General features: G+C 64.9%; 21 protein-coding genes, 1 other RNA gene and 1 pseudogene. 14 read left to right on the plus strand and 9 right to left on the minus strand.

Going from position 1 to position 26,091, the window contains the following annotated elements; genetic code table 11:
- Window positions 1–259: pseudogene (locus YY7_RS61755) on the plus strand (IS4 family transposase); the annotation flags it as partial.
- Window positions 260–424: 165 nt separating this feature from the next.
- On the opposite strand, the gene YY7_RS0102055 reads toward YY7_RS61755, so the two are convergent.
- Both YY7_RS0102055 and YY7_RS0102060 read right to left on the minus strand, forming a co-directional pair.
- Window positions 425–2,113, minus strand: a complete 1,689-nt coding sequence (locus tag YY7_RS0102055) for a SulP family inorganic anion transporter (RefSeq protein WP_028161775.1) — start codon at window positions 2,111–2,113, stop codon at window positions 425–427.
- A 94-nt stretch (window positions 2,114–2,207) separates the two neighbouring features.
- Window positions 2,208–2,939 carry a cytochrome c biogenesis CcdA family protein gene (locus tag YY7_RS0102060; protein WP_155254999.1) on the minus strand — a complete coding sequence of 244 codons (732 nt, stop codon included), beginning with the start codon at window positions 2,937–2,939 and terminating at the stop codon, window positions 2,208–2,210.
- Between the two features lie 294 nt (window positions 2,940–3,233).
- On the opposite strand from YY7_RS0102060, the gene YY7_RS0102065 reads away from it, so the two are divergent.
- From YY7_RS0102065 to YY7_RS0102085, 5 genes are read left to right on the plus strand one after another with little or no spacing between them, the layout of a single operon-like run.
- Entirely contained in the window at window positions 3,234–4,430 is a 1,197-nt protein-coding gene (locus YY7_RS0102065; protein ID WP_245287164.1) for an ABC transporter substrate-binding protein, read from the plus strand.
- 23 nt (window positions 4,431–4,453) lie between these two features.
- On the plus strand, window positions 4,454–5,311 hold the full coding sequence (locus YY7_RS0102070; protein ID WP_035689052.1) for a branched-chain amino acid ABC transporter permease: 858 nt from the start codon (window positions 4,454–4,456) through the stop codon (window positions 5,309–5,311).
- Window positions 5,311–7,110, plus strand: coding sequence for a branched-chain amino acid ABC transporter ATP-binding protein/permease (locus tag YY7_RS0102075; RefSeq protein WP_028161779.1), 1,800 nt, complete (start codon window positions 5,311–5,313; stop codon window positions 7,108–7,110). The genes YY7_RS0102070 and YY7_RS0102075 overlap by 1 nt, the downstream gene beginning before the upstream one ends.
- Window positions 7,091–7,840: an ABC transporter ATP-binding protein gene (locus YY7_RS50360; RefSeq protein WP_035688972.1), complete on the plus strand. Its 750-nt coding sequence runs from the start codon at window positions 7,091–7,093 to the stop codon at window positions 7,838–7,840. The genes YY7_RS0102075 and YY7_RS50360 overlap by 20 nt, the downstream gene beginning before the upstream one ends.
- On the plus strand, window positions 7,840–9,150 hold the full coding sequence (locus YY7_RS0102085) for an MFS transporter (RefSeq protein WP_028161780.1): 1,311 nt from the start codon (window positions 7,840–7,842) through the stop codon (window positions 9,148–9,150). Before YY7_RS50360 ends, YY7_RS0102085 begins: the two co-directional genes overlap by 1 nt.
- A gap of 43 nt (window positions 9,151–9,193) precedes the next feature.
- Here YY7_RS0102085 and YY7_RS0102090 read toward each other — a convergent pair whose 3' ends face one another.
- The gene (locus tag YY7_RS0102090; protein WP_028161781.1) at window positions 9,194–9,832 is read right to left on the minus strand and encodes a TetR/AcrR family transcriptional regulator; all 639 of its coding nucleotides are present in this window, start codon (window positions 9,830–9,832) and stop codon (window positions 9,194–9,196) included.
- A gap of 139 nt (window positions 9,833–9,971) precedes the next feature.
- On the opposite strand from YY7_RS0102090, the gene YY7_RS0102095 reads away from it, so the two are divergent.
- Together YY7_RS0102095 and YY7_RS0102100 are read left to right on the plus strand one after the other, a co-directional pair.
- Window positions 9,972–11,201 (plus strand): cytochrome P450, encoded by a 1,230-nt coding sequence (locus YY7_RS0102095; RefSeq protein WP_028161782.1) that lies wholly within the window; start codon window positions 9,972–9,974, stop codon window positions 11,199–11,201.
- 131 nt (window positions 11,202–11,332) lie between these two features.
- The gene (locus tag YY7_RS0102100) at window positions 11,333–15,022 is read left to right on the plus strand and encodes an AsmA family protein (RefSeq protein WP_028161783.1); all 3,690 of its coding nucleotides are present in this window, start codon (window positions 11,333–11,335) and stop codon (window positions 15,020–15,022) included.
- 212 nt (window positions 15,023–15,234) lie between these two features.
- Here YY7_RS0102100 and YY7_RS0102105 read toward each other — a convergent pair whose 3' ends face one another.
- The 6 genes from YY7_RS0102105 to ssrA all read right to left on the minus strand — a co-directional run bounded on the left by YY7_RS0102105 (window position 15,235) and on the right by ssrA (window position 20,246).
- Window positions 15,235–16,809, minus strand: coding sequence for an ABC-F family ATP-binding cassette domain-containing protein (locus YY7_RS0102105; RefSeq protein ID WP_028161784.1), 1,575 nt, complete (start codon window positions 16,807–16,809; stop codon window positions 15,235–15,237).
- 117 nt (window positions 16,810–16,926) lie between these two features.
- Window positions 16,927–17,190: a ribbon-helix-helix domain-containing protein gene (locus tag YY7_RS50365; protein ID WP_035688975.1), complete on the minus strand. Its 264-nt coding sequence runs from the start codon at window positions 17,188–17,190 to the stop codon at window positions 16,927–16,929.
- Window positions 17,187–17,375, minus strand: a complete 189-nt coding sequence (locus YY7_RS0102115) for a DUF4169 family protein (RefSeq protein ID WP_028161785.1) — start codon at window positions 17,373–17,375, stop codon at window positions 17,187–17,189. Before YY7_RS0102115 ends, YY7_RS50365 begins: the two co-directional genes overlap by 4 nt.
- 328 nt (window positions 17,376–17,703) lie before the next feature.
- Entirely contained in the window at window positions 17,704–19,125 is a 1,422-nt protein-coding gene (gene fumC / locus YY7_RS0102120; RefSeq protein WP_028161786.1) for a class II fumarate hydratase, read from the minus strand.
- Between the two features lie 72 nt (window positions 19,126–19,197).
- Complete coding sequence (locus YY7_RS0102125) at window positions 19,198–19,719, minus strand: SspB family protein (protein ID WP_028161787.1); 522 nt, start codon at window positions 19,717–19,719, stop codon at window positions 19,198–19,200.
- A gap of 164 nt (window positions 19,720–19,883) precedes the next feature.
- Window positions 19,884–20,246, minus strand: a transfer-messenger RNA (tmRNA) gene (gene ssrA / locus YY7_RS57425).
- Window positions 20,247–20,334: 88 nt separating this feature from the next.
- Between ssrA and YY7_RS0102130 the strand changes: the two genes are divergently transcribed.
- The 6 genes from YY7_RS0102130 to YY7_RS0102155 all read left to right on the plus strand — a co-directional run bounded on the left by YY7_RS0102130 (window position 20,335) and on the right by YY7_RS0102155 (window position 26,085).
- Entirely contained in the window at window positions 20,335–20,946 is a 612-nt protein-coding gene (locus YY7_RS0102130; protein WP_028161788.1) for a chromate transporter, read from the plus strand.
- Complete coding sequence (locus tag YY7_RS0102135; RefSeq protein ID WP_028161789.1) at window positions 20,943–21,476, plus strand: chromate transporter; 534 nt, start codon at window positions 20,943–20,945, stop codon at window positions 21,474–21,476. The genes YY7_RS0102130 and YY7_RS0102135 overlap by 4 nt, the downstream gene beginning before the upstream one ends.
- Before the next feature lie 87 nt (window positions 21,477–21,563).
- Window positions 21,564–22,328 (plus strand): tripartite tricarboxylate transporter TctB family protein, encoded by a 765-nt coding sequence (locus YY7_RS0102140; RefSeq protein WP_028161790.1) that lies wholly within the window; start codon window positions 21,564–21,566, stop codon window positions 22,326–22,328.
- Between the two features lie 7 nt (window positions 22,329–22,335).
- Window positions 22,336–23,853 carry a tripartite tricarboxylate transporter permease gene (locus YY7_RS0102145; RefSeq protein ID WP_028161791.1) on the plus strand — a complete coding sequence of 506 codons (1,518 nt, stop codon included), beginning with the start codon at window positions 22,336–22,338 and terminating at the stop codon, window positions 23,851–23,853.
- Between the two features lie 123 nt (window positions 23,854–23,976).
- Complete coding sequence (locus tag YY7_RS0102150) at window positions 23,977–24,960, plus strand: tripartite tricarboxylate transporter substrate binding protein BugD (protein WP_028161792.1); 984 nt, start codon at window positions 23,977–23,979, stop codon at window positions 24,958–24,960.
- A 330-nt stretch (window positions 24,961–25,290) separates the two neighbouring features.
- A complete protein-coding gene (locus tag YY7_RS0102155; protein ID WP_028161793.1) occupies window positions 25,291–26,085 on the plus strand; it encodes a thymidylate synthase in 795 nt (264 codons plus the stop codon).
- The last annotated feature ends 6 nt before the right edge of the window (window positions 26,086–26,091 follow it).

The following is a 26,091-nucleotide window of genomic DNA, read 5'->3' on the forward strand; positions in this document are numbered from 1 at the left end:
CGATATTCGCAAGTTCCTCGGCACCAACGACAATGCTATCCGCCTGCAGGTGCTCGCTGCGATGATTGCCTACCTGTTGTTGCGCATCGCCGCGCGCGCCAACTGCGTCAAGATGCTCCCTCTCAGGCTGGCCGAACTGATCCGCCAGTTTCTGTTCACCCGTCGATCCCTGGCCGCGATCAACGAGCCGCCACCTATCAATCCCAGTAAGCCCAAATCGCGAACTTCCCCGAACCAATTGGCATTTTGCTATGGCTGATTTTCCCCGGACAGCCCTGCATAGGGAGAGGTCGGCGCGTAGCGCCGGGTGAGGGGATCTGCTCTATCGAGGGACCGTAACCCCTCACCCGCGCCTCCGGCGCGACCTCTCCCTTCGGGAGAGGTGAACTTGCGGCCAAGCCGATTCACCAAATGACATCGCGCTCTAGCCTGCCAGCGCGCGAACGGCCTCGGCGACGCTATGGAAGACGTGGTTGTTCGGTAGAGCGCGATAGAGGCCGAAGCGCTCGAACGCCTGTTGGGCGCGGGTCGATTCGAGGCGAGCGATCGCAACGGTCACGCCTTCCTCGCTGCATTCACGGAACAGCGCGAGCAGCGTTTGTGCGGCGGTGAAATCGATCTCCACGATGCCGCTGGCTTCGATCACGAGCAGTGCTGGCTTCGGTGTCGCCGTCCTGATGACCTTCAGCGCATCGGCACGAAAGCTCGAGGCATTGAGAAACGACAGCGGCGCCTGCAGGCCGACCACGGCAACTTTCGGGTCGCGCTCGCCTTTGATGCTAGGATTGGCCGGCCACCAGATCGTGGTGTCCGATACGCGGTCGAACACGACAAGCCGCGCCTGCGTCGTGCTCCAGATGCCATGGAGGAGCGAGAGCGCGATGCCGACGGCGACGCCTTGCTCGATCGGCAGGATGATGATCGAAGCTGCCGTTGCCACCACCAGCAGAAACTCGCCGACCGACTGGTGAAAGATCGCTTTAATCTGCCTGAAGCGAATGATGCGCAACGCCACGAAAAGAAGGACGCCGCCCAGCGCAGCCTCCGGAACGTGATGGAGCAGCGCGGCGCCGAACGCCAGCAGCGCCAGCACGATCGATGCGGCGAACAGTCCCGATAGCTGCGTGCGTCCGCCGGTCGCGGCCACGATGCCGGTTCGCGGCGGGCTCGCGTCCACCGGAAAGGCACCGAACAGGCCTGCAAGAAGGCTGCCGGCCCCGGCGCCGAGAAAATCGCGATCGACATCGGCAGGCTGGTCCGGATCGGAAGGAAATGCCCGCGTCGTCGCCGCGGTCTGCACCATCACGACCATTGCGATCAGGAGAGCCAATGGCAACAGCTTGACCCATCGTTCCGGCGAGATTTCAGGAAACGATGGCATCGGCAGCGTGCCCGGTACGGTGCCGACCACGCTGACCCCCTTGCTCTCCAATCCGCCCCAGATCACCGCAGCGGTTGCCGCCACCAGCGCGACGAGTGCGCCGGGAATCTTGGCGCTGATGGCCTCGGATCCGGCAACAAAGGCCAGCACGAAAAGCCCGATGCTGACGCTGTAGAGATTGGCGGCAGGAAGATGCTCCGCAATCTCGGCGATCCGCTCGAGCATCGGTCCTTTCGGTGGCGGTGCGCCGAGCACGACGGGGAGTTGCGAAACCATGATGTGGATGGAGATGCCGGCAAGAAAGCCGACGGTGACCGGGGTCGACAGCAGATTTGCAATCCAGCCGAGGCGAAACAGGCTACCGACGACCAGGATCAATCCAACCATCAGCGCCAGGGCCGCGGCAAGCGCGAGATTCTCCGGGGAGCCGGCGGCTGCCATCAGCGCAAGCCCGCCGGCGAAGATCGGCGTGATCGTGGAGTCGGCGCCGCACGACAGAAGACGGTTGCTGCCCAGCATGGCAAAACCGAGCGAACCTGCCATGAAGGCGAAAAAGCCGATCTGGGGCGCGAAGCCGCCGAGGCGCGCCGTCGCCATCTGCTCGGGTATCGCGATCGCGGCCAGCGTCAGGCCCGCGATCAGGTCGCCGGGCAAATCGGCCGGCCGGAACGCGGCCAGCGAGCGGAAGATCGGCCAGGAGCGGCCTGCTGTCCCGGGCGTATCCTCGGCCATCGGTCCTCGGTGCGATCAGCGGTAGCGTAAGGGCCGCCCACTATTCGACATCGTGATGCCAAAGGCCAGCCTTGCTTTGGCGCTGGCACAAGCCTCAGCCGATATTCTGCAGCGCAGGAAACGTCTCGAGCAGCCAGATGCTGACATTGGTGACGGCGCCAGTGAGAAAGCCGATGCCGGTGATGATCATCAGCACGCCCATGACATGCTCGACCGTACGGAGATGTCGCTTCATCCGCGTGAACAGTGACGAGAACTGCTCGACCGCGAATGCCGCGAGCAGGAACGGGATGCCGAGCCCGGCGGAATAGATCGCAAGCAGCATGGCGCCCTTGGTCACCGTCGCCTCGGCTGCGGCGACCGAAAGGATGGCGGCGAGGATTGGGCCGATGCAGGGCGTCCAGCCGAAGGCAAAGGCGAGCCCCATCACATAGGCGCCCCACAGCCCGACCGGCTTCGGCATGCTCATCCGTCCCTCGCGCATCAATAACCCGATCCGCGTCAGCCCAAGGAAGTGCAGCCCCATCACAATGATGACGATGCCGGCGACGATGGAGAGCTGCGCCGACCAGGCGCGGACCAGCCCACCGATCAGTGAGGCGCTGGCGCCGAGTGCGACGAACACGGTGGAGAAGCCGAGCACGAACATCAAGGCCGCCGACATCACCGCGCGCCTCGAGGCCTTCATGCTCTCGTCATGGGCGACATGCTCGATGGTCGCGCCCGTCAGATACACCAGATAGGGCGGCACCAGCGGCAGCACGCAGGGCGACAGGAAACTGACTAGTCCGGCGATCAAGGCTGCCGGGATCGAGACATCGTGCATCAACTGACCTTCGAGAGCGACATCTGGCGTGGCAACCTATTGACGTGGACGGCGACAAGTTTCCAGAGATTTCATGCGCTCAAAGCCCAAGAGATCGGTCACAGGCCCGTGTCCGGGCAATGTTCGCGAATCGTCTCCGCAATTCTACGGGATAAACGCTGGACAAGCCGGTGCCGTCAGGCTCAAACTTCAATCCCGCGACAAGCCTCGGCCGTCAGCCGGGAAATAAAAATCATGCGGACGCCTGCGATTCAGAGATGGGCGCCGCAAAAAGGAAACGAACGGGAGCATCACATGGCTGTTTCACGCCGCAACCTGCTGTTGGGAAGCGCCGGCGCCTTGGGCGCCGCATCATTTTCATTCCCGAAGCCTGCCATTGCCCAATCCGAGCCAATCAAGATCGGGTGCCTCGCGGCGATCACGGGCCCGAGTTCCGCGCCGACCGTCGGTTTCAACCGCGGCATCAACTTTGCGGTGGACAGCATCAATGCGGGTGGCGGCGTCAAGGGTCGCAAGATCGAGCTCGTCATGCGCGACACGCAGGGTGATCCGACCAAGGCGGTGAACGCGACGCAGGAATTGATCAGCCAGGCCAAGGTTCATGCCATCTGGGGGCCGGTCAATTCCGGCGAAGCGCTCGCCACCACGCCGATCATGGCGCGAGCCAAGATTCCGGACATTCATCCTTGCGTGGTCGAAACCCTGATCGACACCACCAAATATCCGAACGCCTTCCGCATGGCGCCGTCCAACAGCCAGTGGGACGACGCCGTCCGCAATTACTGTCTCAACGTGCTGAAGGTGAAGAAGGTTGCCGTCATCGGCGATACCACGGGCTATGGCGTGACCGCCGTCGGCGCCTCGGTGGCGGCGTTCAAGAAGGACGGCGCCGACGTCGTCTACCAGGCCAATATCGATGCGACCCAGCCGGACATGACGCCGGACATGCTGCGCGCCAAGAATGCGGGCTCCGAGGCCATCGTGGTCTGGAGCGTTACCACCGGCATGGAGGCGCGGATGTTCAACACCCGTGCCGCCATGGGCTGGGACGTGCCGTTCGTCGGCCATCCCTCGCTGGCCTCGGGAGAGCTCGCCGGCCTCGTCGAGAAGCCGGAGAACTGGAAGAAGGTTTACGCGGTCGGTTACAAGAGCTGCAGCTACGATGCAGCCGGCAAGCTGCCGCCAAAGAGTGAGGAGTTGGTGGCGCGCCTGGCCAAGGCGAATATTGCGCTCAACGACACGCTGTTGTGGTGGGTCGCTGGTGGCATCGACGCGATCGAGCTGATCGCCAAGGCGGTTGCCGAGAGCGGTTCGACCGAAAGCGCCGGACTCATCAAATACTGGAACACGCTGTCGAAATATCCCGGCTATTTCGGCACCTACACCTTCACGCCGACGCAGCATAACGGCTATCCGACCGAAGAGATCGTGATGTCGGAGGCCTCTACCGCCAAGAACGGGACGTTCGCGCTCGCGCCGGGCTATACATAGGCCGGCGGCAGAGGGTGCATCCGATGCTCGCCTCGATCCTCGCATCCGGTCTCGCGGCGGGCGCGATCTACGCGCTCGTCGGCGTCACCTACAACACGATGTTCTCGACCTCGCGGGTGATGAGTTTCACCGCAGGCCAGCTTGCCATGCTGGGCGGCGTGCTCGGCTCGATGTTCACCTTGAAGATGGGCATGCCCATCATCGTGGGCTTCGTGCTGACGCTGGCCGCGTGCGCGATCGTCGGCATCATCACCGAATTCGTCGCGGTGCGGCCGGTTCTGAAGAGTCTCGACCAGCATCTCTATGTGCTTTCGACGCTGGCGCTGGCCTTGATGATCCAGCAGGTCGCGGCGATCAAATGGGGCACCGAGCCGCAGCCGTTCCCGCGCGTGATCGGGCTCGGCAGCGGCGTCTGGGACGAGAAGTTCTGGCTGCCGGTGGTTGCCTGCGCGGTGACGATCGTGGCGCTGGAATATCTCTACCGCCGCACGCTGGTCGGCCGCGCCTTCGTCGCGATCGCGGAGGATAATTTCGCTGCGCGCGCGCTCGGTCTTCCCGAGCGCAACCTGCGGGTCGCGAGCTATGCGCTCGCTGGCGTGATCGGCGGCATCGCCGGTTTCTCCGGCGGCCAGCTTCTGCTGGCGTTCTTCGCCAATGGCGCGCTGCTCAATTTCTACGGCTTCGTGCCGGTGGCGCTCGGCGGCCTCGGCAATAATCGCGGCGCCATCTTCGGCGGGCTCGCGCTCGGCCTGTTCCAGCAGGCGGCGAATTTCCTGGTCGGCGGCATCTTCTCTTCGGTTGCCGTGTTCACTCTGTTCATCGTGGTCCTCTTGGCGGCGCCCCAAGGCCTGTTCGGCGGAACCACGGCGCGGAGGGTGTGATGACGGCTGTCACTGCAACCTCTGCCCAAACTGAAAGCGGCGCCTGGCGCGCCGCCTTGCCGCACGTCGCGCCGTTCCTCGGCATCCTCGCGCTCGCATTGCTGCTGCCGTTCGTCAGCAACGACTATTGGGCGCTGATCGGCACGCGCATGGCGATCTATTGGGTGCTGGTCTCCGGCCTCAACCTCGTGGTCGGCTTCGCGGGCCATCTTGCGATCGGCTATGTCGCGCTATTGACGCTAGGTGCCTACACGACGAGCGTGCTCGTCGCCGGCAATGTCACGCCGGCAGTGCCGGTGTTCCTCGCGCTGCCGATTGCCGGCTGCGTCGGTGCGCTGTTCGGCGTGATCGTCGGATTGCCGGCGCTGCGGCTGCGCACCTTCTATTTCGCGATGTCGACGCTCGGTTTCGCCACCATCGTGACGCAGATCGCGCTGGCCTGGCAGAGCGTGACCGGCGGCGGCATCGGCATCGCCGGCCCGGAATTTCCGGCGCCGTTCGATACGCCCTGGGGCTTCTACGGGCTCTGCGTCGCCTTTGCGGCGGTCGCCACCTGGATGAGCGCCAACGTCGCCCGCAGCCGGTTCGGCCGCGCACTGATCGCGGTGCGCGATGCCGAGGTGGCGGCGGAAGCGACCGGCATCTCCAAGCCGAAGATGCTGATCGCGATCTTCCTGTTCGCGGGCGCGCTGGCCGCGATCGCCGGCGGATTGTTCGCCACGCTGCAGACCTACATCACGCCCGATGCCTTCACCTTCGACCTGTCGGTCCTGTTCTTCATCGCGATCCTGATCGGCGGCCGCGGCTCGATCCTGGGGCCGATGCTCGGCACCATCATCCTGACCATCCTGCCCGAGATTGCCGCGCCGCTGGCGGCATGGTCGACATTCCTGTACGCCGTGCTGCTGCTCGTGATCGTGCTGGTGATGCCCGGCGGCATCGCGGCGCTGCTCGACTTCCGCAACCGCCATCCGCTCGCCAGCAACCGCGCCATCGTGCCGCGTCCGGCCGTTCTCGCCGACATCGTCCGCCGCCGCAGCGGCGGCAAGCACCTGAAGCTGCGCGACATCGCGCTGAGCTTCGGCAATGTGAAGGCGATCGACGGTCTCGACCTCGACGTAGCGCCAGGCGAGATCCACGGTCTGATCGGCCCGAACGGCAGCGGCAAGACCACGACGCTCAACGTCATCTCCGGCTATTACGCCGCCAAGGCCGGCACGATGACGCTGGGCGATGACATGCTGCCGCCGGGCCAGCCGGCATTGCGCGCAGCTTGCGGCATTGCGCGGACGTTCCAGACCCCGCGCGTGATCGGCGAGGCCTCGGTGCTGGAGAACGTGATGATCGGCGGCTCGGTGGAGGGCAGGGCGACCTTCGTCGAGGCGATGCTGTCGGCCCCGCGCAATCGCGAGGACGAGCGGATGCTCGCGGCGAAGGCGCGGGCGCTGCTCGGCGTGGTCGGACTGGAGACGCTGGCGGAGGTGCGCGCCGACCGCCTGCAGCACAGCGAACTCCGCTTCATCGAGATCGCGCGTGCCTTGATGCTCGATCCCGATTTCCTGCTGCTCGATGAACCCGCGGCCGGTCTTTCCAATGACGAGATCGAGCGGCTGGCGTCCCTGATCAAGGCGATCAGCGCCCGCGGCACCGGCGTGCTGCTGGTCGAGCATCACGCCGACCTCATCTTCGACATCTGCCACCAGGTCACCGTGCTCAATCTCGGCCGCACGCTGGCGGCGGGCACGCCGGCCGAGATCCGCGTTCACAAGGAGGTGGTCAGTGCGTACCTCGGCGGCTGAACCTCTGCTCTCCGTGACCGCGCTGGAATCCGGGTACGGCAAGATCCGCGTGCTTCATGGCATCGATTTCCAGGTCGCCGCCGGCGAGGTGGTGGCGCTGCTCGGACCCAACGGCGCCGGCAAGACCACGATGCTGCGCGCGCTGTCCGGATTGCTGCCCGTGACCGCGGGACAGGTGCGCTTCGACGGCCGCGACATGACCAACGCGACGCCGCGGGACGCCGCGCGTGCCGGCCTCGTGCATGTGATCGAGGGCCACCGTATGTTCACGCAAATCTCCGTCACCGACAATCTGCTGCTTGCCGGCTACGACGTGCCGCGCGCCGAGCGTGCGCAGCGCGTCGAGGAAGCGCTGGCGTATTTCCCCGAGATCGCCGAGAAGCGTCACGAGCGCGGCGGCGCGCTGTCGGGCGGGCAACAGCAGATGCTCACCGTCGCGCAAGGCCTGGTACGCCGCCCGCGGCTGTTGATGCTCGACGAGCCCTCGGCCGGCCTGTCGCCGGTGCTGGTCGATCGGGTCCTCAACGTCATCGGCCGCTTGCGCGCACAGGGCACCGCGGTATTGCTGGTCGAGCAATTGCTGGAGAAGGCGCTGGCCACGGCGGACCGCGTCTACGCCCTGGTGCAGGGGAATATCGTGCTGGAAGCATCGACCGAGGAAAGCAATCTGGCGCAGCGGCTGGAGCGCGCCTATTTCGGCCATGAGAGCCACGCGCTGGTGACCCCTTGATGCGGCTTCCCTTCTTCTACGGCTGGATCATCATCGCGGTGACCTTCGTCACCATGGCGATCGGCGTCAATGCGCGCACGGCCTTTTCGCTGTTCTATCCGCCTGTTCTCAGCGAGTTCGGCTGGGATCGCGGCGTCACCGCCGGCGCGTTCTCGTTCGGCTTCGTGGCCTCCGGCATCGCCAGTCCGTTGATCGGCCGCCTGATGGACCGCGCCGGCCCGCGCGCGGTGATGGAGCTCGGCGTCGTGCTGATGGGCGCGGGGTTCCTGCTGGCGCCGCTGACGACGCAGCCCTGGCATCTCTATCTCAGCATCGGCGTTCTCGTCGGCGCCGGCAGCGTCTGCCTCGGCTATTCCGGTCAATCATTCTTTCTGCCGAACTGGTTCATCCGCCGTCGCGGTCTCGCGATCGGGATCGCCTTTGCCGGTGTCGGCATCGGCTCGGTGACCTTGCTGCCGTGGGTGCAGCACATGATCGAGGGCACCGGCTGGCGCACTGCCTGCACCGCGATCGGCATCCTCGTGCTGGTCGTGCTCGCGCCGATCAATCTATTGGTGCGAAAACGCCCTGAAGATATCGGGCTACTGCCGGACGGCGACGCCGCGCCGACCGCCACTTCGGCAAAGCCGGTGTCGAACATCGTCGATCCGGTCTGGGCCGGCACCGACTGGACGCTGTCCCGGGCGCTCCGCACCGCGCGCTTCTGGTGGATCGCGCTCGGCTATTTCTGCGGACTTTACATTTGGTACGCGGTGCAGGTGCATCAGACCAAATTCCTGCTCGACATCGGCTTCAGTCCTGGCGTCGCCGTGTGGTCGCTCGGCGTCGTCAGCCTGCTCGGCATTCCCGGCCAGATCTGGCTTGGCCATCTCTCCGACCGGATCGGGCGCGAAACGGTGTGGGCGATCAGTTGCGCTGGCTTTGCGATCTGCTTTGCGTGCCTGGTCGCACTGAAATATGCGCCGCTATTGCCGCTGGTCTATCTGATGGTGTTCACGCAAGGCGCGCTCGGCTACGGCCTGACCTCGGTGATGGGGCCGGTCGTGGTGGAGATCTTCCAGGGCAGGCATTACGGCAGCATCTTCGGCACCATCATGCTGGCCGCGCTTGCGGGGGGCGCCGCCGGCCCGTGGGCGACGGGGCTGTTGTATGATCTCACCGGCAGCTACACGGCGGCCTTTGCGATCAGCATTGCCGTGAGCGCGTTGTCCGCCTTCGCGATCTGGCAGGCTTCGCCGGGAAAGGTCCGTGCGGTGGCGGGGCGTTTGCACACGTTGCAGAGCCGTAGCCCGGGTGAAGCGTCAGCGTAACCCGGGGCCGCTCGCAAGCGCTGACGCAGGGTCCCGGGTTACGCTAGCGCTCCACCCGGGCTACAGCTACGGCGCGGTCGGCGCTCCCGATCGTGCGCTGCAGATCGCCGATCGCGCGCAGGAAGCTGTCGGCGGGCGTGGTCTCCGGATCGATCAGGCGGTGCAGGCGAAAGCCGTCCTCGAGCGCCAGCACGATTGCGGCGGTCCACGCCGCATCCAGCCGGCCGTTCCTGCCGCTATCCTTCCGCGCGGTCTCGATGATGTCGGTGACCAGCTTGCGCCGGGCGCGCAGGCGCTTTGCAAGTTCGGGCCGGCGCTTCTCCGCGCGTGCGACGAACAGGATCATCTCCATGTGCAGAAGCGGCGAGCGGCCGAGCGGATCCTGCCTGGTGCGGTCCATGTGCTTCAACGCGTCGATGAAGTCGGCGAGGTTGGTGTGTTGAGCAAGCAGGTCGAGGTTGCGCCGGATCGATTGCTCGACATGGTCCTCGAGCATCGCGATGATGAGCTCTTCCTTGCTCTTGAAGTTCGAATAGAACGCCCCGCGCGTGAAACCGGCGGCGGCCGCGATCGCCTCGATGCTGGCGCCGCCGATCCCCTGTTCCTCGAACACGCGCGCCGCCGCCTCGAACAGCTTTTCGCAGGTGTCGTCCCTGGTCGGTCTGGTCCTGACTCTTGACATCGGCCCTGTTTAGGCCACAATGCAACTCGATACAAGAGTGTATCGAGTTTCAGGGGGGAAACGCTTGGGTCCGCACGAAGCGGCGGACGGTAGCGTTCAATGTGAAATCGTCGCAACGCGGCAACCGATTGAGGTCACCATGAACGAGCAAGCTCGGCCGGCGAACAGCGATCCGCTGTTCAATCCCCTGGCGCCGGAATTCATCCGCAATCCCTATCCCCATTACGAGCGGCTGCGCACCGAGGACCCGATGCATGTCACGCCGTTCGGCGCTTTCGTCGCGAGCCGTCACGCGGAGGTGAGCTTCGTGTTGCGCGACAAGCACTTTGGCAAGGACTATGCCGGCCGCGCCATACGCCGCTATGGGCCAAAAGCCATGGAGGACCCGGTCTTCCGCAGCATGAGCCAGATGATGCTGCAGCAGGATCCGCCCGATCACACCCGTCTGCGCGGCCTGGTGGTGAAGGCATTCACGGCGCGCCGGGTCGAGGACATGCGGCCGCGGATTCAGGAGATCGTCGATCAGACGCTCGATCGTGTCATTCCGCAGGGCAGGATGGACCTGATCGAGGACTTTGCGTTCCGCCTGCCGGTGACGGTGATCTGCGACATGCTCGGAATCCCCGAGGAGCATCGCGAAACGTTTTATACCGGCGCGCGCGACAGCGGGCGCATCCTCGAACCGGTGCCGTTGTCGCCTGAGGAGATCAAGCAGGGCAACGCCAGGACCAAGATGTCGGAGATGTATTTCCAGCAGCTCTTCGAGCTGCGGCGGAAGCAGCCCGGCGACGACCTGACGACGCAGCTCGTGCAGGCGGAGGAGGATGGCCACAAGCTCAGCAACGAAGAGCTGACCGCCAACATCATCCTTCTGTTCGGGGCCGGGCACGAGACGACCGTCAACCTGATCGGCAACGGCCTCTTGGCGCTGCACCGCAATCCCGATCAGCTCGCGCTGCTCAAGGCCAATCCCGACCTGATCACCAACGCGATCGAGGAATTCCTGCGCTATGATTCCTCCGTGCAAATGACCGGGCGCGCGGCTCTGGAGGACATCGATCTCTGCGGCAAGCGCATACCCAAGGGCGAGGCCGTGCTGTGCCTGCTGGGCTCGGCCAACCACGATCCGGCTGTCTATCCCGACCGCCCGGAACGGCTCGATATCACCAGGCCCAACGTGAAACCGCTGTCCTTCGGCGGCGGCATCCATTTCTGTCTCGGCGCCCAATTGGCGCGGATCGAGGCCGAGATCGCGATCTCGACGCTGCTCCGCCGCCTGCCGGACCTGCGGCTGGATGACGCGGAAAATCCACAGTGGCGGCCGACCTTCGTGCTGCGGGGGCTACGACGCCTGCCGGCGAGCTGGTAACCTTCTCGACCCTCGCCAGCGGGTGCAGCGCGATACCGCTGTGACTTCGCCATACTTCGCTCTATATACTGGGCTGCTCCGGCGCTGTATTGGCCACGTGCGCCGCGGGGCGGGGCTCAAAGGGAGACACCGTGCAGACGACGCTGCTCGGCCTGGCAATCGCGTTCATTCTTGCGCTGATCGCCGCGCTGGTCGGACCGTACTTCATTGACTGGAACCAGTTCCGTCCGCAATTCGAGGCAGAGGCGACGCGAATCATCGGCGCGCCCGTGCGCATCGGCGGCGAGCTTGACGCGCGGCTGCTGCCGGCGCCGCAGCTTCGGCTGCGTTCGGCCGTGGTCGGTGGCGGCAATGATCGCGGCAAGATCCGGGCCGACAAGCTCGACGTCGAATTCAGCCTGGGTTCGCTGATGCGCGGCGAATGGCGCGCTACGCAGCTCACCGTCAATGGCATGTCGGTGGATCTCGGTCTGGACCAGAAGGGACGGATCGACTGGCCGGCCTCGCAGGGCACGTTCGACTTCGCCTCGCTGGCGATCGATCGCGTCAACCTCACCGGCCACATCGCCCTGCATGACGCCGCGAGCCGTGCCACGCTGGAATTGAGCGACATCGCGTTCAGCGGCGATGTCCGCTCGCTTGCCGGCGCGATCCGCGGCGACGGCAATTTCACGTTCGACGGCTCCCGCTATCCGTTCCGGATCTCCTCCGGCCAGAGCGCCGACGGCAATGGCACCCGCGTGCATGTCAACATCGACCCCGGCCAGCGCCCGCTCTCGGCCGATCTCGACGGCATACTCACCTTCGAGGCCCGCGCGCCGCGCTTCGAAGGCGTGCTGGCGCTGGCCTCTCCGCCCGCATCAAAGAACGGCGCGGCCGCGCCGACGCCCTGGCGTGTCGGAGCCCGGATCAAAGCGGATTATTCGGCCGCGCGGCTCGACCAGATCGAGGTCAGCTATGGCAATGACGAGCGCGCGCTGAAGCTCGCGGGCGCAGGCGACATCCGTTTCGGCGCTTCGCCGCTGCTGCGCGCCTCACTCTCGGCGCGGCAACTCGATGTCGACCGCTTTGCCGCGAAGGACAACAATGCTGAGCCGATTCATGCGCTGCCGGCGCTGCGCGCTCTGCTGTCGGGCGTTCCGCACATCGCGCTGCCGTCGCAGATCGAATTCTCGTCCGAGCAGATCATGCTCGGCGGGCGGCCCTTGCAGGATATCGCCGCCGACCTTCACGGCGACGACAAGGGCTGGACAGTGCGGCGGCTCGACTTCCGTGCACCGGGCGCCACGCGCGTCTCGCTCAGCGGTGCTGGCCCGCAAAGCGCCCAGTCGGACAGCTTCAAGGCGGCGCTCAATGTCGAGTCGTCCGATCCCGATGCGCTGATGGTGTGGTTGCAGGGCCGTAGCGATCCGCCGTCTCGCAATCAAAAACCGCTCAAGCTGCGTGGCGACGTCACGCTCGCCGCAACCGGCTTTGCGGTCGATGCCATGAAGGCCGAGATCGACGGCGGTGCGATCACCGGACGAGTCGCGGTGTCGTATCCGACCGGCAATCGTGGCGCGAAGGTCGACGCCACCGTGAAGGCCGACCGGCTGGATCTCGATGCGGCCACCGCGGTCATACGCTCGCTGGCGGGACCGCAGGCCGAATGGCCGGAGGAAGCGCAGCTCTCGCTTGACATCGCTCGCGCGATGTCGGCCGGGCAGGAGCTGCGTCCGCTGCAGGCCAAGCTTGCCTTTGGACCGAAGATGGTCTCGCTCGAGCGACTTAAGATCGGGCAGCCGGACAGCGTGACGATCGAGGGCACCGGTAATTTCGATCGCATCAACGCGACCGGAAAGCTCGCGCTCGACGCAAACGCGGCCTCGTTCAGCCAGTTGACTGGTCTGGTCTCATCGTTCGCACCGTCAGCCGCATCGCGCTTCAACACGCTGGCTGCGATCCCCGGTCCGGCGCGACTGAAGTTCGCGCTTGATCTCGACAAGGGACAGGCCGATCGCGGCAGCCTTCGCGCCGCGTTGGAGCTCGACGCGGTGCAGCTCAAGGGCACCGCTACGGTGACAGCGAAGCCGCAGATCGCAGCGATCCGCAGCACCGATCTCGATGCCCTCAGCCGCAGCGATCTCGGGGTCGACGCCAGATTTTCAGCGGGCCAGGGGCGTGCAATGCTCGCGCTGCTCAACCTCGATCGAGTCATCGCCATCGGCGACGGCCCCGCGCAATTCGAAGGCTCGATCAACGGCGCCTGGCGCGTGCCGTTGCGGCTGAAGGCGAGGATCTGGGGCGCGGGGCTTGATGCGGACGCCGAAGGCGCAGCCGAGCCATGGGACGAGGCGAAGAAGGCCAGCATCAACCTGCGGGTCAGGAGCGCCGACATCAGTCCGCTGCTCGATCTCAAGCCGTCGGACGCGCCGGTGAACGGCGTCCGCCTGTCGTCGCGCGTCTCACTCGCCGGCAACAAGCTCTCGTTCGACGATCTCGACAGCATCATCGGCGGCTCGCGACTGCGTGGCCGGGTTGCGCTCGCCATGGGGGAGGAGAAGAACATCGAGGGTGAGATCGGGCTCGACCAGGTCGCGCTTGCACCGGTGTTTGCGTTTGCGATCGGTGCCGGCGGACATGATTCGACCGAGCCGCTCGGCGGGGGCATCATCAAGGGCTGGCGCGGCAACATCGTCTTCCAGGCGTTGCGCGGCGAGTTGCCGGGCGGCAGCGAAGTGCAGCCGGTGAGCGGCACGATCAAGAGCGATGGCCAGGCGCTGACCTTTGAGGCCCTCAAGGGCAAGATCGGCGGCGGCGATCTCAGCGCCGCCGTCGATGCAAGGCCGAGTGCGAATGGCATCACCGTCAATGGGAGCGTGCAGCTTAGCGGCGTCGATGGCACGGCGTTGCGCTACCGAAATCTCGGCATGCCCAAGGGGCGCGCCTCCTTGCAGATGACATTGATGAGCCAGGGCCGCAGCGCGTCGGCGCTGGCTGGCGCGCTGTCCGGCAGCGGCACGGTCGCGCTTGAAAGTGCGCGCATTGCCGGGCTCGATCCGCGCGCCTTCGACGTTGCGATCCGCGCCAGCGAGAACGGGCAGGTTTCGGATGACGCTAGGCTGAAGCAGATCGTCGAGCAGGCGCTGGCAAACGGTGTGCTGTCGGTCGCCTCAGCCCAGCTTCCGTTCAACATTCGCGACGGGCGGATCCGCGTTGGCGCCAGCACGCTGGCGGCCAATGGCGTCAACGCCACGATCTCCGGCGGCTACGACATTCCGGCCGATCAGGCCGACATCCGCGCCGTGCTGGTGCCGACCGCGATCACCGCGGCGAGCCGGCCGGAAATCCAGTTGCTCGCGGTGGGCACGCCCGACGGGCTCACCCGCAGCGTCGATGTCGCGGCGTTATCGTCGTGGCTCGCGGTGCGCGCGATCGACCGCGAGACCAGGCGATTGGATGCGATTGAGCGCGGCGAGCCGCCTCCAACGTTCCAGCCGACGCCGCCGCTGATCCCGCCGCAGGAGCCGGCGGAAGCTCCCGATGCAAGCGCGACGATCCCACCGACAGCAACTGACGTGCCGATCCCGGGCCGCGATCCGCGCAAGGGAGCCCAAAAGCCGAAAACGAGCGCACCGCGTCCGCCGCAGGTCCAACCTCCGGTCAGCGCGCCAGCCGCCAATCCGCCCGCGTCAGTCGCGAGCCAACCGCAGCTCGCGCCATTGCCGCCGCCGATCGTCGTCAAGCCGCCGCCGGGCGCTACGAAACCAAAACCCCGTCCGCCGCTCGCACTGACGCCCCAGGTCGCCAACCCACCATCGCGTCCGGCGGCGCAGAATTAGAGCGCGATTAAGGTCAGGGTCGAACTGCGTTCGCGACCGGGGCTGCGCTTCCTCTCCCCGTTCTTACGGGGAGAGAGTTGGGGTGAGGGGCTCTCTCCGCGAGCACGGTGACAGAAGGACTCGCGGAGGCTCCCCTCACCCGAAATTCGAGCTGTGCTCGAATTTCGACGTCTCCCCGCAAGCGGGGCGAGGTGAACCCGGGGCTCGCCGCCTCACAGCGTAATCTCCCGTTCGATCCCGATCGCCTGCAGGAATGCCCTGTCGTGGCTGACGACGACCAGCGCGCCATCGAAGTCGCGCAGCGCGCTTTCCAGTTCTTCGATCGCGGTGAGGTCGAGATGGTTGGTGGGTTCGTCCAACAGCAGCAATAGCGGCGGCTCCGGCCGTGCGAACACACAAGCCATACCTGCGCGAAGGCGCTCGCCGCCGCTCAACGTATCCACGATCTGCAATGCGGCCCTGTTGCGGAAGGCAAATCGCGCCAGTGCGGCATGCGCTTCATTGGCTGACAATTCCGGGTTGAGCCGGCGCAGATTATCCAAGATGCCGGTGCCAGCATCGAGCAGGCCCACATGCTGGTCGAGCATCGCGATCCGCTCGGTGCGACGATGGATCATGCCGGCGGTCGGCTGCGCCTCTCCGGTGATCAGGCGCAGCAATGTGCTCTTGCCCGTGCCGTTGGCGCCGTCGATCGCAACGCGCTCGGGGCCGCGCAGTTCGAACGACAGCGGCCCGAACAGGCGGCGGTTGGCAAAGGCCATCGCCACGCCGTCGAAGGCGACGAGCTCGCGATTGGAGGGAAGGGCGGTCTTCGGCAGGTCGATCGACAGCGGCGTCACGATCTCCACCCGCGCGCGGGCCTCCTCGAAGGCATCCGCGCGCTCGCCGATCAGGCGCTCGGCGAGATGGCCTTCGCGGGCGGCGCTGGCCTCCGCGCGTTCCTTCTCGCGGTCCATGAACATCTTGTCTTCGATGCCCTTGGCGCGCCAGGCTCGGCCGGCCTTGTCGCGGCGCGACTTTCTTTCGCGCGCCTTCTGCGTCGCGCGCTCGGCGCTGCGCAGCGCGTCAGTCGCCCGCTCCAGTTCGGTTTCCGCACGCGAGCGCGCCGCGTCGCGCTGCTCGGCGAAATCAGGCCACGCGCCGCCGAAAATCGTGACGCCAACCGGCGTCAGTTCGACGATGCGGTCGACATGCTCGAGCAGCGTACGGTCGTGGCTTGCGACCACGATGCCGCCTTGCCATCGCCCGAGCAATTGCGCCACCGCCTCGCGGCCGTCGGCGTCGAGATTGTTGGTGGGCTCGTCCAGCAGCAGCACGTCAGGTGCCTGGATCAACAGGCGCGCCAGCGCGACGCGCGTTCGCTCGCCGCCGCTGAGCGATGCCACCGCGCGATCGAGCGATAGCGCGGGCAGGCCCGCTTCCGTCAGCGCGGTCTGTAGTCGTGCTTCCAGTGTCCAGTCAGCCGCGGCGACGTCCTCGAGTGTGCCGTCGCCGCGCTCGAGCCGGCGCAGGCACGCGAGCTCGCTATCGACGCCGACGGCTTGCGCCACCGTCGCCCGTTCGTCGGCGATCTGCGCGAGCATACCGATCGATCCTGCACGGTAAACCGATCCGGCTGCCGGTTCGATCTCGCCCGCGATCAGGCGCAGCAGTGTCGATTTGCCGCAGCCGTTCCGTCCGACGATGCCGGTGCGCTCGCGTCCAATCGCGAGCGTCAGCTCATCGAACAGTGAGCGGCCGTCAGGCGCGTGAAGCGAGATGGAATCCAGGACGACAAAGGCAGGCATGGAGAGCTTCCGAAATGGACAGGTTTCGCGGCGCGGTTAGCTTGGCGATATCCATTTCGCTCTCCACTCAGGTTTGTCGGTGAAGCCGGTGCCTGAGCACCGGCTATCTGCAACGGATCAGGCTTGCGGCCTGTTGTCCGGTGCCTGGACCGTCGTCGCGGCGACTGCGCGCGAACGGAAATACTCCAGCACGAAAAGTCGGATCGCCGACGACAGGTTGCCCTGCTGGCGATTGCTGTCGATTTCGCCGACCAGCTCCGACAGCGTCATGTTCCGGAGGCCCGAGATTTCCTTCATGCCATTCCAGAACGCTTCTTCCAGGCTGACGCTGGTCTTGTGGCCGGCGACCACGATCGAACGTTTGACGACGGGCGATTTCATGATGCGTCTCCGCCGTCGATACGATGCTGATCCAACAGCTTCTCGTCGCGCGCTTTGCGAAGCTCGTCCGCTTTCCGTTCGGACTTGGTGCGACCAAATCGTGCGCGGTTGGTTTCAGCTTGCTTCGCAGCTTCTTTGCGTTGCTCTTGTTTTCTTGCTCGGTTCAAGTTGATCACGTCCCCCATGCTCGCCCCATCATCCAGCGATCCGAAGGCGCAAATGCCTGTTGGCGAAACAGGCCGCAGCCAAGTTGCGCGCAAGCACTGCACATGCCCATCCGAAATCCCTATATAGCGCCTAGTGATAAGCATCAAAAGGTCAGCTTCGCCCCACGAAAACCATATATTTCGCTGCTGTCCCATGCGTCAACGCAACGCCCGCTGCAACCGATCTTATTCTTTAGGCGTTATGATCCATAATTATATCACGCGTGGGGCGAGCGCTAATTCGTAGCGAGTCAGCGCAACGCATCACCGTTTTTTCCCGGGAAAATTATGCAATTTGCAGTTTCACTTAACCCGGATGTGTCATTTTGTCCGGCTGCACCAGGGAGTCGAATTCACGTTCCGATACATAGCCGAGCCGCAGCGCCTCTTCCTTGAGCGTCGTGCCGCGCGCATGTGCTGCTTTCGCGACTTTCGCGGCGTTGTCGTATCCGATCTTCGGTGCAAGCGCAGTGACGAGCATCAGCGATCGCTGCATCAACTCGGCGATGCGTTTCTCGTCGGCACGTATCCCGACCACGCAATGCTCGGTGAAGGAGCGGACAACATCCGACAGGAGCTGAACGGAACTCATCATGCAATATGCTAACACCGGCTTGTAGACGTTCAGCTCGAAGTGTCCCTGGCTGCCCGCGATGGTGACGGCGGTTTCGTTCCCGAAGACGTACGTGCATACCATCGTCATCGCCTCGCATTGCGTCGGGTTCACTTTGCCCGGCATGATCGATGAGCCCGGCTCGTTCTCCGGCAGGATCAGTTCGCCGAGGCCTGAGCGCGGACCCGAGCCGAGGAAGCGGATGTCGTTGGCGATCTTGAACAGCCCGGTCGCCACCGAATTGATCGCGCCGTGTACCAGCACATAGGCGTCGTTGGAGGCCAGTGCCTCGAACTTGTTCGGCGCACTGATGAACGGCAGCTTCGTGATCTTGGCGACGTGCCTTGCGAACAGTCTCGCAAAGCGTGGCTTGGAGTTGAGGCCGGTGCCGACGGCGGTGCCGCCTTGCGCGAGCGGCAACAGATCCTTCGCCGCCGTGCGTAGCCGCGCGATGCCACTCTCGACCTGCGCGGCATAGCCGGAGAATTCCTGACCCAGCGTCAGCGGCGTCGCATCCTGGGTGTGGGTGCGGCCGATCTTGACGATCTTCGCGAACGCTTTCTCCTTGCGGCGCAGCTCGCGATGCAATTCGCCGAGCGCAGGAATCAGCCTCTCGAAAATTCCCTGCGCCGCCGCGATGTGCATCGCCGTCGGAAACGAGTCGTTCGACGACTGGCTCATGTTGACGTGGTCGTTGGGATGAACCGGTTTCTTCGCGCCGAGTTCAAAGCCGAGCAGTTCGTTGGCGCGGTTGGCGATCACCTCGTTGAGGTTCATGTTGGTCTGCGTGCCCGAGCCTGTCTGCCACACCACCAGCGGGAAATGATCGTCGAGCTTGCCTTCGATCACTTCTTTCGCGGCACGCGTGATCGCATTGGCGCGGCGCGCGTCGATCAGACCAAGCTCGCGGTTGGTGAGCGCTGCCGCCAGTTTCACGATGCCGAGCGCATGCACGATCTCGATCGGCATGCGGTCGCGGCCGATGCGGAAGTTCTGCCGGGAGCGTTCGGTCTGCGCGCCCCAATAGCGATCGGAGGCGACGTCGATCGGACCGAAACTGTCGGTCTCGACGCGGATGGTTTTGTTTTTTTGTGAAGAGGATGTTGATCGAGCCATTGCCAATGTCCGTTGCGCCGTGAAGCGGCGTAACGTTCATTCTACAGCGTCGATGATTGGTGCGTGTTTAGATTATTTCTTGCGGAAGCGGTCGAGCCGAACCACCTCGGCGCCTTCGCTCGGCTTGTCCGAGTCTTCCTTTTCTTGCGAAGCAGTCTCGGCCGCCGGAGCAGGCGGCGGTGGCGCAGGCGAAGCCGCAGGCAGCTTGGGCTCGGGCTTCTCGGGCGCGACGTCCTCCTCGGACGGTTCGAAATGCAGGCCGAACTTCACGGAGGGATCGAGGAAGCTCTTGATGGCGGCGAAGGGCACGACGAGCCGTTCCGGAATGCCGCCGAACGAAAGTCCGACCTCGAAACGATCGTCCGTCACCACGAGGTCCCAGAACTGGTGCTGCAGGATGATCGTCATCTCCTGCGGATATTGCGCGAGCAGCCGCGGCGATATCTTCACGCCGTCGGCGTTGGAGATGAAGGTGATGTAGAAATGATGCTCGCCGGGAAGTCCGTGCTCCGCGGCGTCCGCCAGCACGTGGCGTACCACCCCGCGCAGCGCGTCGCGCGCCAGCACGTCATATCGGATGTGATCGGTCGCCATGATGGTCCTGTCGCGTTCAAAAATGGCCGGCCGCATGCCGGTCGCCCGACTCGCCTTTAGCTCTATGCTATCCCGGCCACAAGCCAAGGTCAGCAGGCCTTCCGGATCGAATTTGCGGCACAAGCACCCGCTTGGGATGCACGCACTTTACCATGCGAATGTGAAGTGGAGGCTTCTGTTGCCAGGTGCCTCCGAACCCCGCCTAGCGGAGCTTAACCCGCTAGGGCTTTAAAGTGGTCTTTCAAACTGCGTTACGCAGCCTGAGCAACCGGAGCATAGTTGTCGTTGGCAACTATTGCATTGGCCCGATATCGGCGGAACCATACCGAGAAAAAACACGCCCTTTACGCCCTCGTCGATCCTATTTCGCCCCCGCCGGAACCCACGGCTTGCGTTCCGCATGGGCTCTGGTGGAGGCGCCGGGTACCGCCCCCGGGTCCGAATGGTTTATTTCGACGGTCGTTTATTTCCATAGCCGGCAAGCCGGCAGCCCCAATATAGGCTGCAAAGCGACGGAAAAACAGACCCTTGGCGGCCCCATCCCGGCGTTTCGTGCATGGAACGGCTTCGGTTTATCGCCTTGGCCGGCAGGATGCGGCATTTTAGGCTCTTGCCATGTCCTCCGATTCTCCGCCGGCCGCCGCTCCCGTGGCGGACCTTCCTGCCTCGACCCCGCCCATCCAGCCCAGCCTGGGGGAACTGTTCGTGGCCTTTGCAAAAATGTCCCTGGCCGGGTTCGGCGGGGTTCTGGTCTGGGCGCGCCGGGGCATTGTCGAGCAGCATCGCTGGATGACCGCTGACGAGTTCAACGAGACCTTCGCCCTGTGCCATTTCCTGCCGGGGCCGAATATCGTCAATCTGTCGTTCGTGTTCGGCTCCCGCTTCCGGGGGCTTGCCGGCGGGATCGCGGCCTTTGCCGGGCTGGTCGGCCCGCCGATGCTGATCGCGATCGTGCTCGCGGCGCTCTACAAGAACTATGGCGAGATCGAAGCGCTGCGGCGGACGCTCGCCGGCGTAGCCTGCGTCGCCGTCGGCCTTCTGCTGTCCGTGATGCTCAAGATGACGATGCCACTGGTCAAGCGGCGCGATATCGCCGGCCTCGTGGTCCTCGTCGCGGTCTTCGTCGCCATCGGGGTGTTGCGGCTGCCGTTGGCAGAGGTGCTGCTGGTCGCCGTTCCCACAAGCCTGGCCGTGACACTGTTGATTCGCCAACGGGGGCGGGCATGAACGAGCATACGAATCCGATTGCGACGCTGATCTGGACGTTCGGCCTGATGTCGCTGTTTGCCGTCGGCGGTGCCAATGCGGCCATCCCCGAAATGCACCGGATCGCCGTCGAGGTCCGGCACTGGATGACCGACAAGGAGTTCGCCGACGTCTTCGCGATCTCGCAATTGTCGCCAGGGCCGAACGTGCTGATCGTGACCCTGATCGGCTACTCCGTCGCCGGCGTTGCCGGTGCGCTGGCGGCGACGCTTGCGATGTGCGGGCCGACCGCGCTGCTTGCCTATTATGTGAGCGGGCTGCTTGCGCGCTCGCGCCATTCGCGCTGGCCGGCGATCATCCAGGCGGCACTGGTTCCGCTTTCGATCGGGCTGATGGCCGCGAGCGGGTTCATTTTGGCCCGGACCTCCGACCAAAGTTGGATTGCCGCTCTGACGACGGTGATAACGGCCATTGTTGCCTTTGCGACGCGACTCAACCCTTTTTGGCTGCTACTGGCCGGGGGCGTCCTCGGTTTCGCTGGCGTTATTTGACGAAAATCGCTAGGCAAGGCCGGGGCAGGTTGCAAATCCAGCCGATAGAATAACAGGGCCCGCGGTGCGGGCACGGAGGAGACATGCATGGCCGAAACGATGGGCCAAACCGCATCAAGCACACGTAACACGAACGCCGCCATCGGCATTTTCGTGCTGGCCCTGGCGCCGCAGCTTTTCGAGCTTGTGTGGTCGCTCGGCACGATCTTCGGACTGGGTACCGGCCGCGGGCCGGCACAGGTGCTGCTCGCCCATGGCGGGGCGCTACTATCCGCCGCACCCAACGCGGTGTTCGGATCGGTCGCCGCCGACGCCAAGAAGGGCTTTTCCTCGGATGTGCTGCTGGCGCTGATCTATTCCTATCCGTTGTTTGCGGTTGCGATCGTCACGCTGTTCGTCAAGATCCGCGCGCCGCAGGATTATATCGGCGGCATCGTGCTGATGGCGCTTGCGCTGCTGGCGCTATGGGCTTCAAGCGACCTGCAGGGCATGCGCGGCTTCTCCTTCGGCGCCGGCACCGCTCCGCGGATGTTCGGCGTGCTGTTGGTTGCGCTCGGCGCCGGCATTGCGGTGACGGGGCTGTTCAGCGAGGGACCGGGATTGGCGCATTATTCCTGGCGCGGACCGCTGTTCGTAATGGCCGCAATCCTCTTTTTCGCTCTCGCGATCCGTCCACTCGGTTTGGTGGTGTCGGCGTTTGCAAGCTTCATGATCGCGGCGACCGGATCGCATGAGACGCGATGGGTCGAGGCCATCATCGTCGGCGCCTGCCTGACGCTCGCTTGCGCGCTCCTCTTCCCCTATGTGCTCGGACTGCCGATGCCGATGTTCCCGCGTTTCCTGATCCAGTGAGGGCGTGATGGTCGATCTTTTTGCTAATCTCGCCCACGGTTTTGCCGTCGCCTTCTCGCCGATCAATCTGTTGATGTGTCTGATCGGTGCGCTTGTCGGCACGCTGGTCGGCGTGTTGCCGGGCATCGGCACCATCGCCACGGTGGCGATGCTGCTCCCGATCACGTTCGGCTTGCCGCCGGTCGGCGCGCTGATCATGCTCGCGGGCATCTATTACGGCGCCCAATATGGCGGCTCGACCACCTCGATCCTGGTCAATATCCCGGGCGAGGCGACCTCGGTCGTCACCGCCCTCGACGGCCACCAGATGGCGAAACAGGGCCGCGCCGGCCCGGCGCTGGCGATCGCCGCGATCGGCTCGTTCTTCGCCGGCTGCGTCGCCACCGTCCTGATTGCCATCCTGGGAGCGCCGTTGACAAAACTCGCGCTGGCGTTCGGGCCGGCCGAATATTTCTCGCTGATGGTGCTCGGCCTGATCTTCGCGGTGGTGCTCGCAAAGGGCTCGGTGCTGAAGGCGATCGCGATGATCGTGTTCGGGCTGCTGCTGTCGATGGTCGGCTCCGACATCGAGACCGGCGCGTCCCGCATGGCCTTCAACATCCCCGAGCTTGCCGACGGCCTCGGCTTCGCCACCGTGGCGATGGGCGTGTTCGGCTTCGCGGAGATCATCCGCAACCTCGACCACGGCGCCGAGATGAGCCGCGATCTGGTGCAGCAGAAGATCACCGGCCTGATGCCGACGAGAAAGGACCTCATCGACTCCGCGCCAGCGATCGGACGCGGCACGGTGCTGGGATCGATCCTCGGCATCCTGCCGGGCGGCGGCGCCGTCATTGCCTCCTTCGCCGCCTATACGCTGGAGAAGAAGCTCGCCAAGAATCCGTCGCGGTTCGGCCGCGGCGCGATCGAGGGCGTGGCGGCGCCGGAGAGCGCCAACAATGCCGCGGCGCAGACCTCCTTCATCCCGCTGCTCACGCTCGGCATCCCGCCCAACGCGGTGATGGCGCTGATGGTCGGCGCGATGACCATCCACGGCATCGTGCCGGGACCGCAGGTGATGCAGAAGCAGCCGGATCTGGTCTGGGGCATGATCGCCTCGATGTGGATCGGCAATCTGATGCTGGTCATCATCAACCTGCCGCTGGTCGGCATCTGGGTGCGGCTGTTGCGCGTGCCGTACCGGCTGATGTTCCCCTCGATCGTGATCTTCTGCGCGATCGGCATCTACTCCGTGAACAACGCCCCGGTCGACGTCATCCTGGCCGGCGTGTTCGGCCTGGTCGGCTATTGGCTGATCAAGCACGATTTCGAGCCGGCGCCGCTGCTGCTCGGAATGGTGCTCGGGCCGCTGATGGAGGAGAACCTGCGCCGGGCGCTCCTGATCTCGCGCGGCGACTGGAGCGTGTTCGTCAGCCGCCCGCTGTCGGCGGTGCTGCTGGCGATCGCCGCCGGCCTGCTGGTGCTGGCGGTGTTGCCGACCCTGCGCGCCAAGCGCGACGAGGTGTTCGTGGAGTCCGAAGGCTGACGTTCGCCTGCGTCGGCGTGTCGCAGGCGGAAGTCGTATCGACTCCCCAAAGTTCGGTATGAAAAGAAATGCCGGCCGGTTGGCCGGCATTTTCTTTAACGAGCCTTCTCAGGGGGGAGTACGATGAATTGGTGTGGTCGCTCGCTTGCGAGTGCTTCTCTCGCGCTGGCAGCCTTGCTGTCGGCTGTTGTCGCGCCGGCGCGCGCGCAGGACTATCCGACACGCAGCATCACCATGATCGTGCCGTTCGCGGCTGGCGGCCCGACCGACGTCATCGCGCGCATCGTCACCGGCCATATGGCGCAAACGCTCGGCCAGAGCATCATCATCGAGAACGTGGTTGGAGCTGGCGGCACCACGGCGAGCGCACGCGCGGCGCGCGCCGCCAATGACGGCTATACGCTGATCACGGGGCACATGGGGACGCACGCGGCCTCGGTGCCGCTCTATCCCAATCTGGCCTACCATCCGGAGAAGAGCTTCGAGCCGGTGGGGCTCCTGGCCGGCACGCCGATCCTGATCTTGGCGCGCAAGGACTTTCCGCCGAAGGACCTGAAGGAATTCGTGACTTACGTGAAGGCCAACGCCGAGAAGGTCAACGCGGCGCATGCCGGCGTCGGATCGGTCTCCCACGTCTCCTGCCAACTCCTGAACTCGGTCCTCGGCATCGAGCCGGTCGGCGTGCCCTTCAACGGCACGGGCCCGGCGATGAACGCGCTGGTGGCCGGACAGGTCGACTATATGTGCGACCAGATCGTCAACGCCGTGCCGCAGATCAATGCCGGCACCATCAAGGCCTATGCGATCGCGACTCCGGAGCGGAACCCGTCGCTGCCGAATGTTCCGACCACGGCGGAGGCTGGTCTGCCGGCCTTCCAGGCCCAGGCCTGGAACGCGATCTTCGCGCCCAAGGGCACGCCGGCGCCGATCATTGCCAAATTGAACGCGGCAGCCGTCAAGGCGCTGGACGACGAGACTGTCCGCAAGCGCCTGCTCGAACTCGGCAGCGTCATCCCGCAGCCAGCCGACCGCACGCCGGAGGCGCTGGGGACGCTGGTCAACAACGAGATCAAGAAGTGGACCCCGGTGCTCAAGCCGGCCGGCTAGAGCCCCGTAACCCGGGTGGAGCGCAGCGCAACCCGGGACATCTCGCCGTCATTCCGGGGCGTCCGAAGGACGAGCCCGGAATCCATCGGGCGGCATGCGCCGGCGGCGAAATGGATTCTCTGATGTGCAATTGCACATCATAGCTCGCGCTCCGCGCGCCCCGGAATGACGGCGAGAAAAGCAAGTGGCGGAACGCAGGTTCCGCCCTTGTCGTTTAAGAATGGGCCATCATTTTTCGGGGTATAATCGCCAGGGAAGGCCGAATCGCCGTGTCGACGGCCGTTTGCGGCCGGTACATTCGCCGTTCCCGAAAGGCCCGAAGCTCACGCCATGAACCAGTATCACGACCTGCTCGAACGCATCCTCGCCGATGGCGCGGAGAAGCACGACCGTACCGGCACCGGGACGCTATCGATCTTCGGCCACCAGATGCGCTTCAACCTGTCGGCCGGCTTCCCGATGCTGACGACCAAGCGGTTGCCGCTGAAGGCGATCGTGCATGAACTGCTCTGGTTCCTGGCCGGCGACACCAACATCAAATATCTGCGCGACAACGGCGTCACCATCTGGGACGAATGGGCCGACGCCAATGGTGATCTCGGCCCGGTCTACGGTTCGCAATGGCGCTCCTGGCCGGCACCCGACGGCCGCAGCATTGATCAGATCGCGAACGTGATCGACATGATCAAGCGCAATCCGGATTCGCGCCGCCTGATCGTCAGCGCCTGGAATCCGGCCGACGTCGACAAGATGGCGCTGCCGCCCTGCCACTGCCTGTTCCAGTTCTATGTCGCAGGCGGCAAACTATCCTGCCAGCTCTACCAGCGCTCCGGCGACGTCTTCCTCGGCGTGCCCTTCAACATCGCGTCCTATGCGCTCCTCACCATGATGGTGGCGCAGGTGACGGGACTGAAGCTCGGCGATTTCGTGCACTCGCTCGGCGACACGCATCTCTATTCCAACCATATCGAGCAGGCGCGGCTGCAGCTCACGCGTCCGACCCGGCCGCTGCCGGTGATGAAGATCAATCCCGAGGTGAAGGACATCTTCGCCTTCCGCTACGAGGACTTCAAACTCGAGGGCTACGACCCGCACCCGCATATCAAAGCGGAAGTCGCGGTATGAGCGCTT

The sequence above is a fragment of the Bradyrhizobium elkanii WSM2783 genome (genome assembly GCF_000472865.1).
Taxonomy (GTDB): Bacteria; Pseudomonadota; Alphaproteobacteria; order Rhizobiales; family Xanthobacteraceae; genus Bradyrhizobium; species Bradyrhizobium elkanii_A.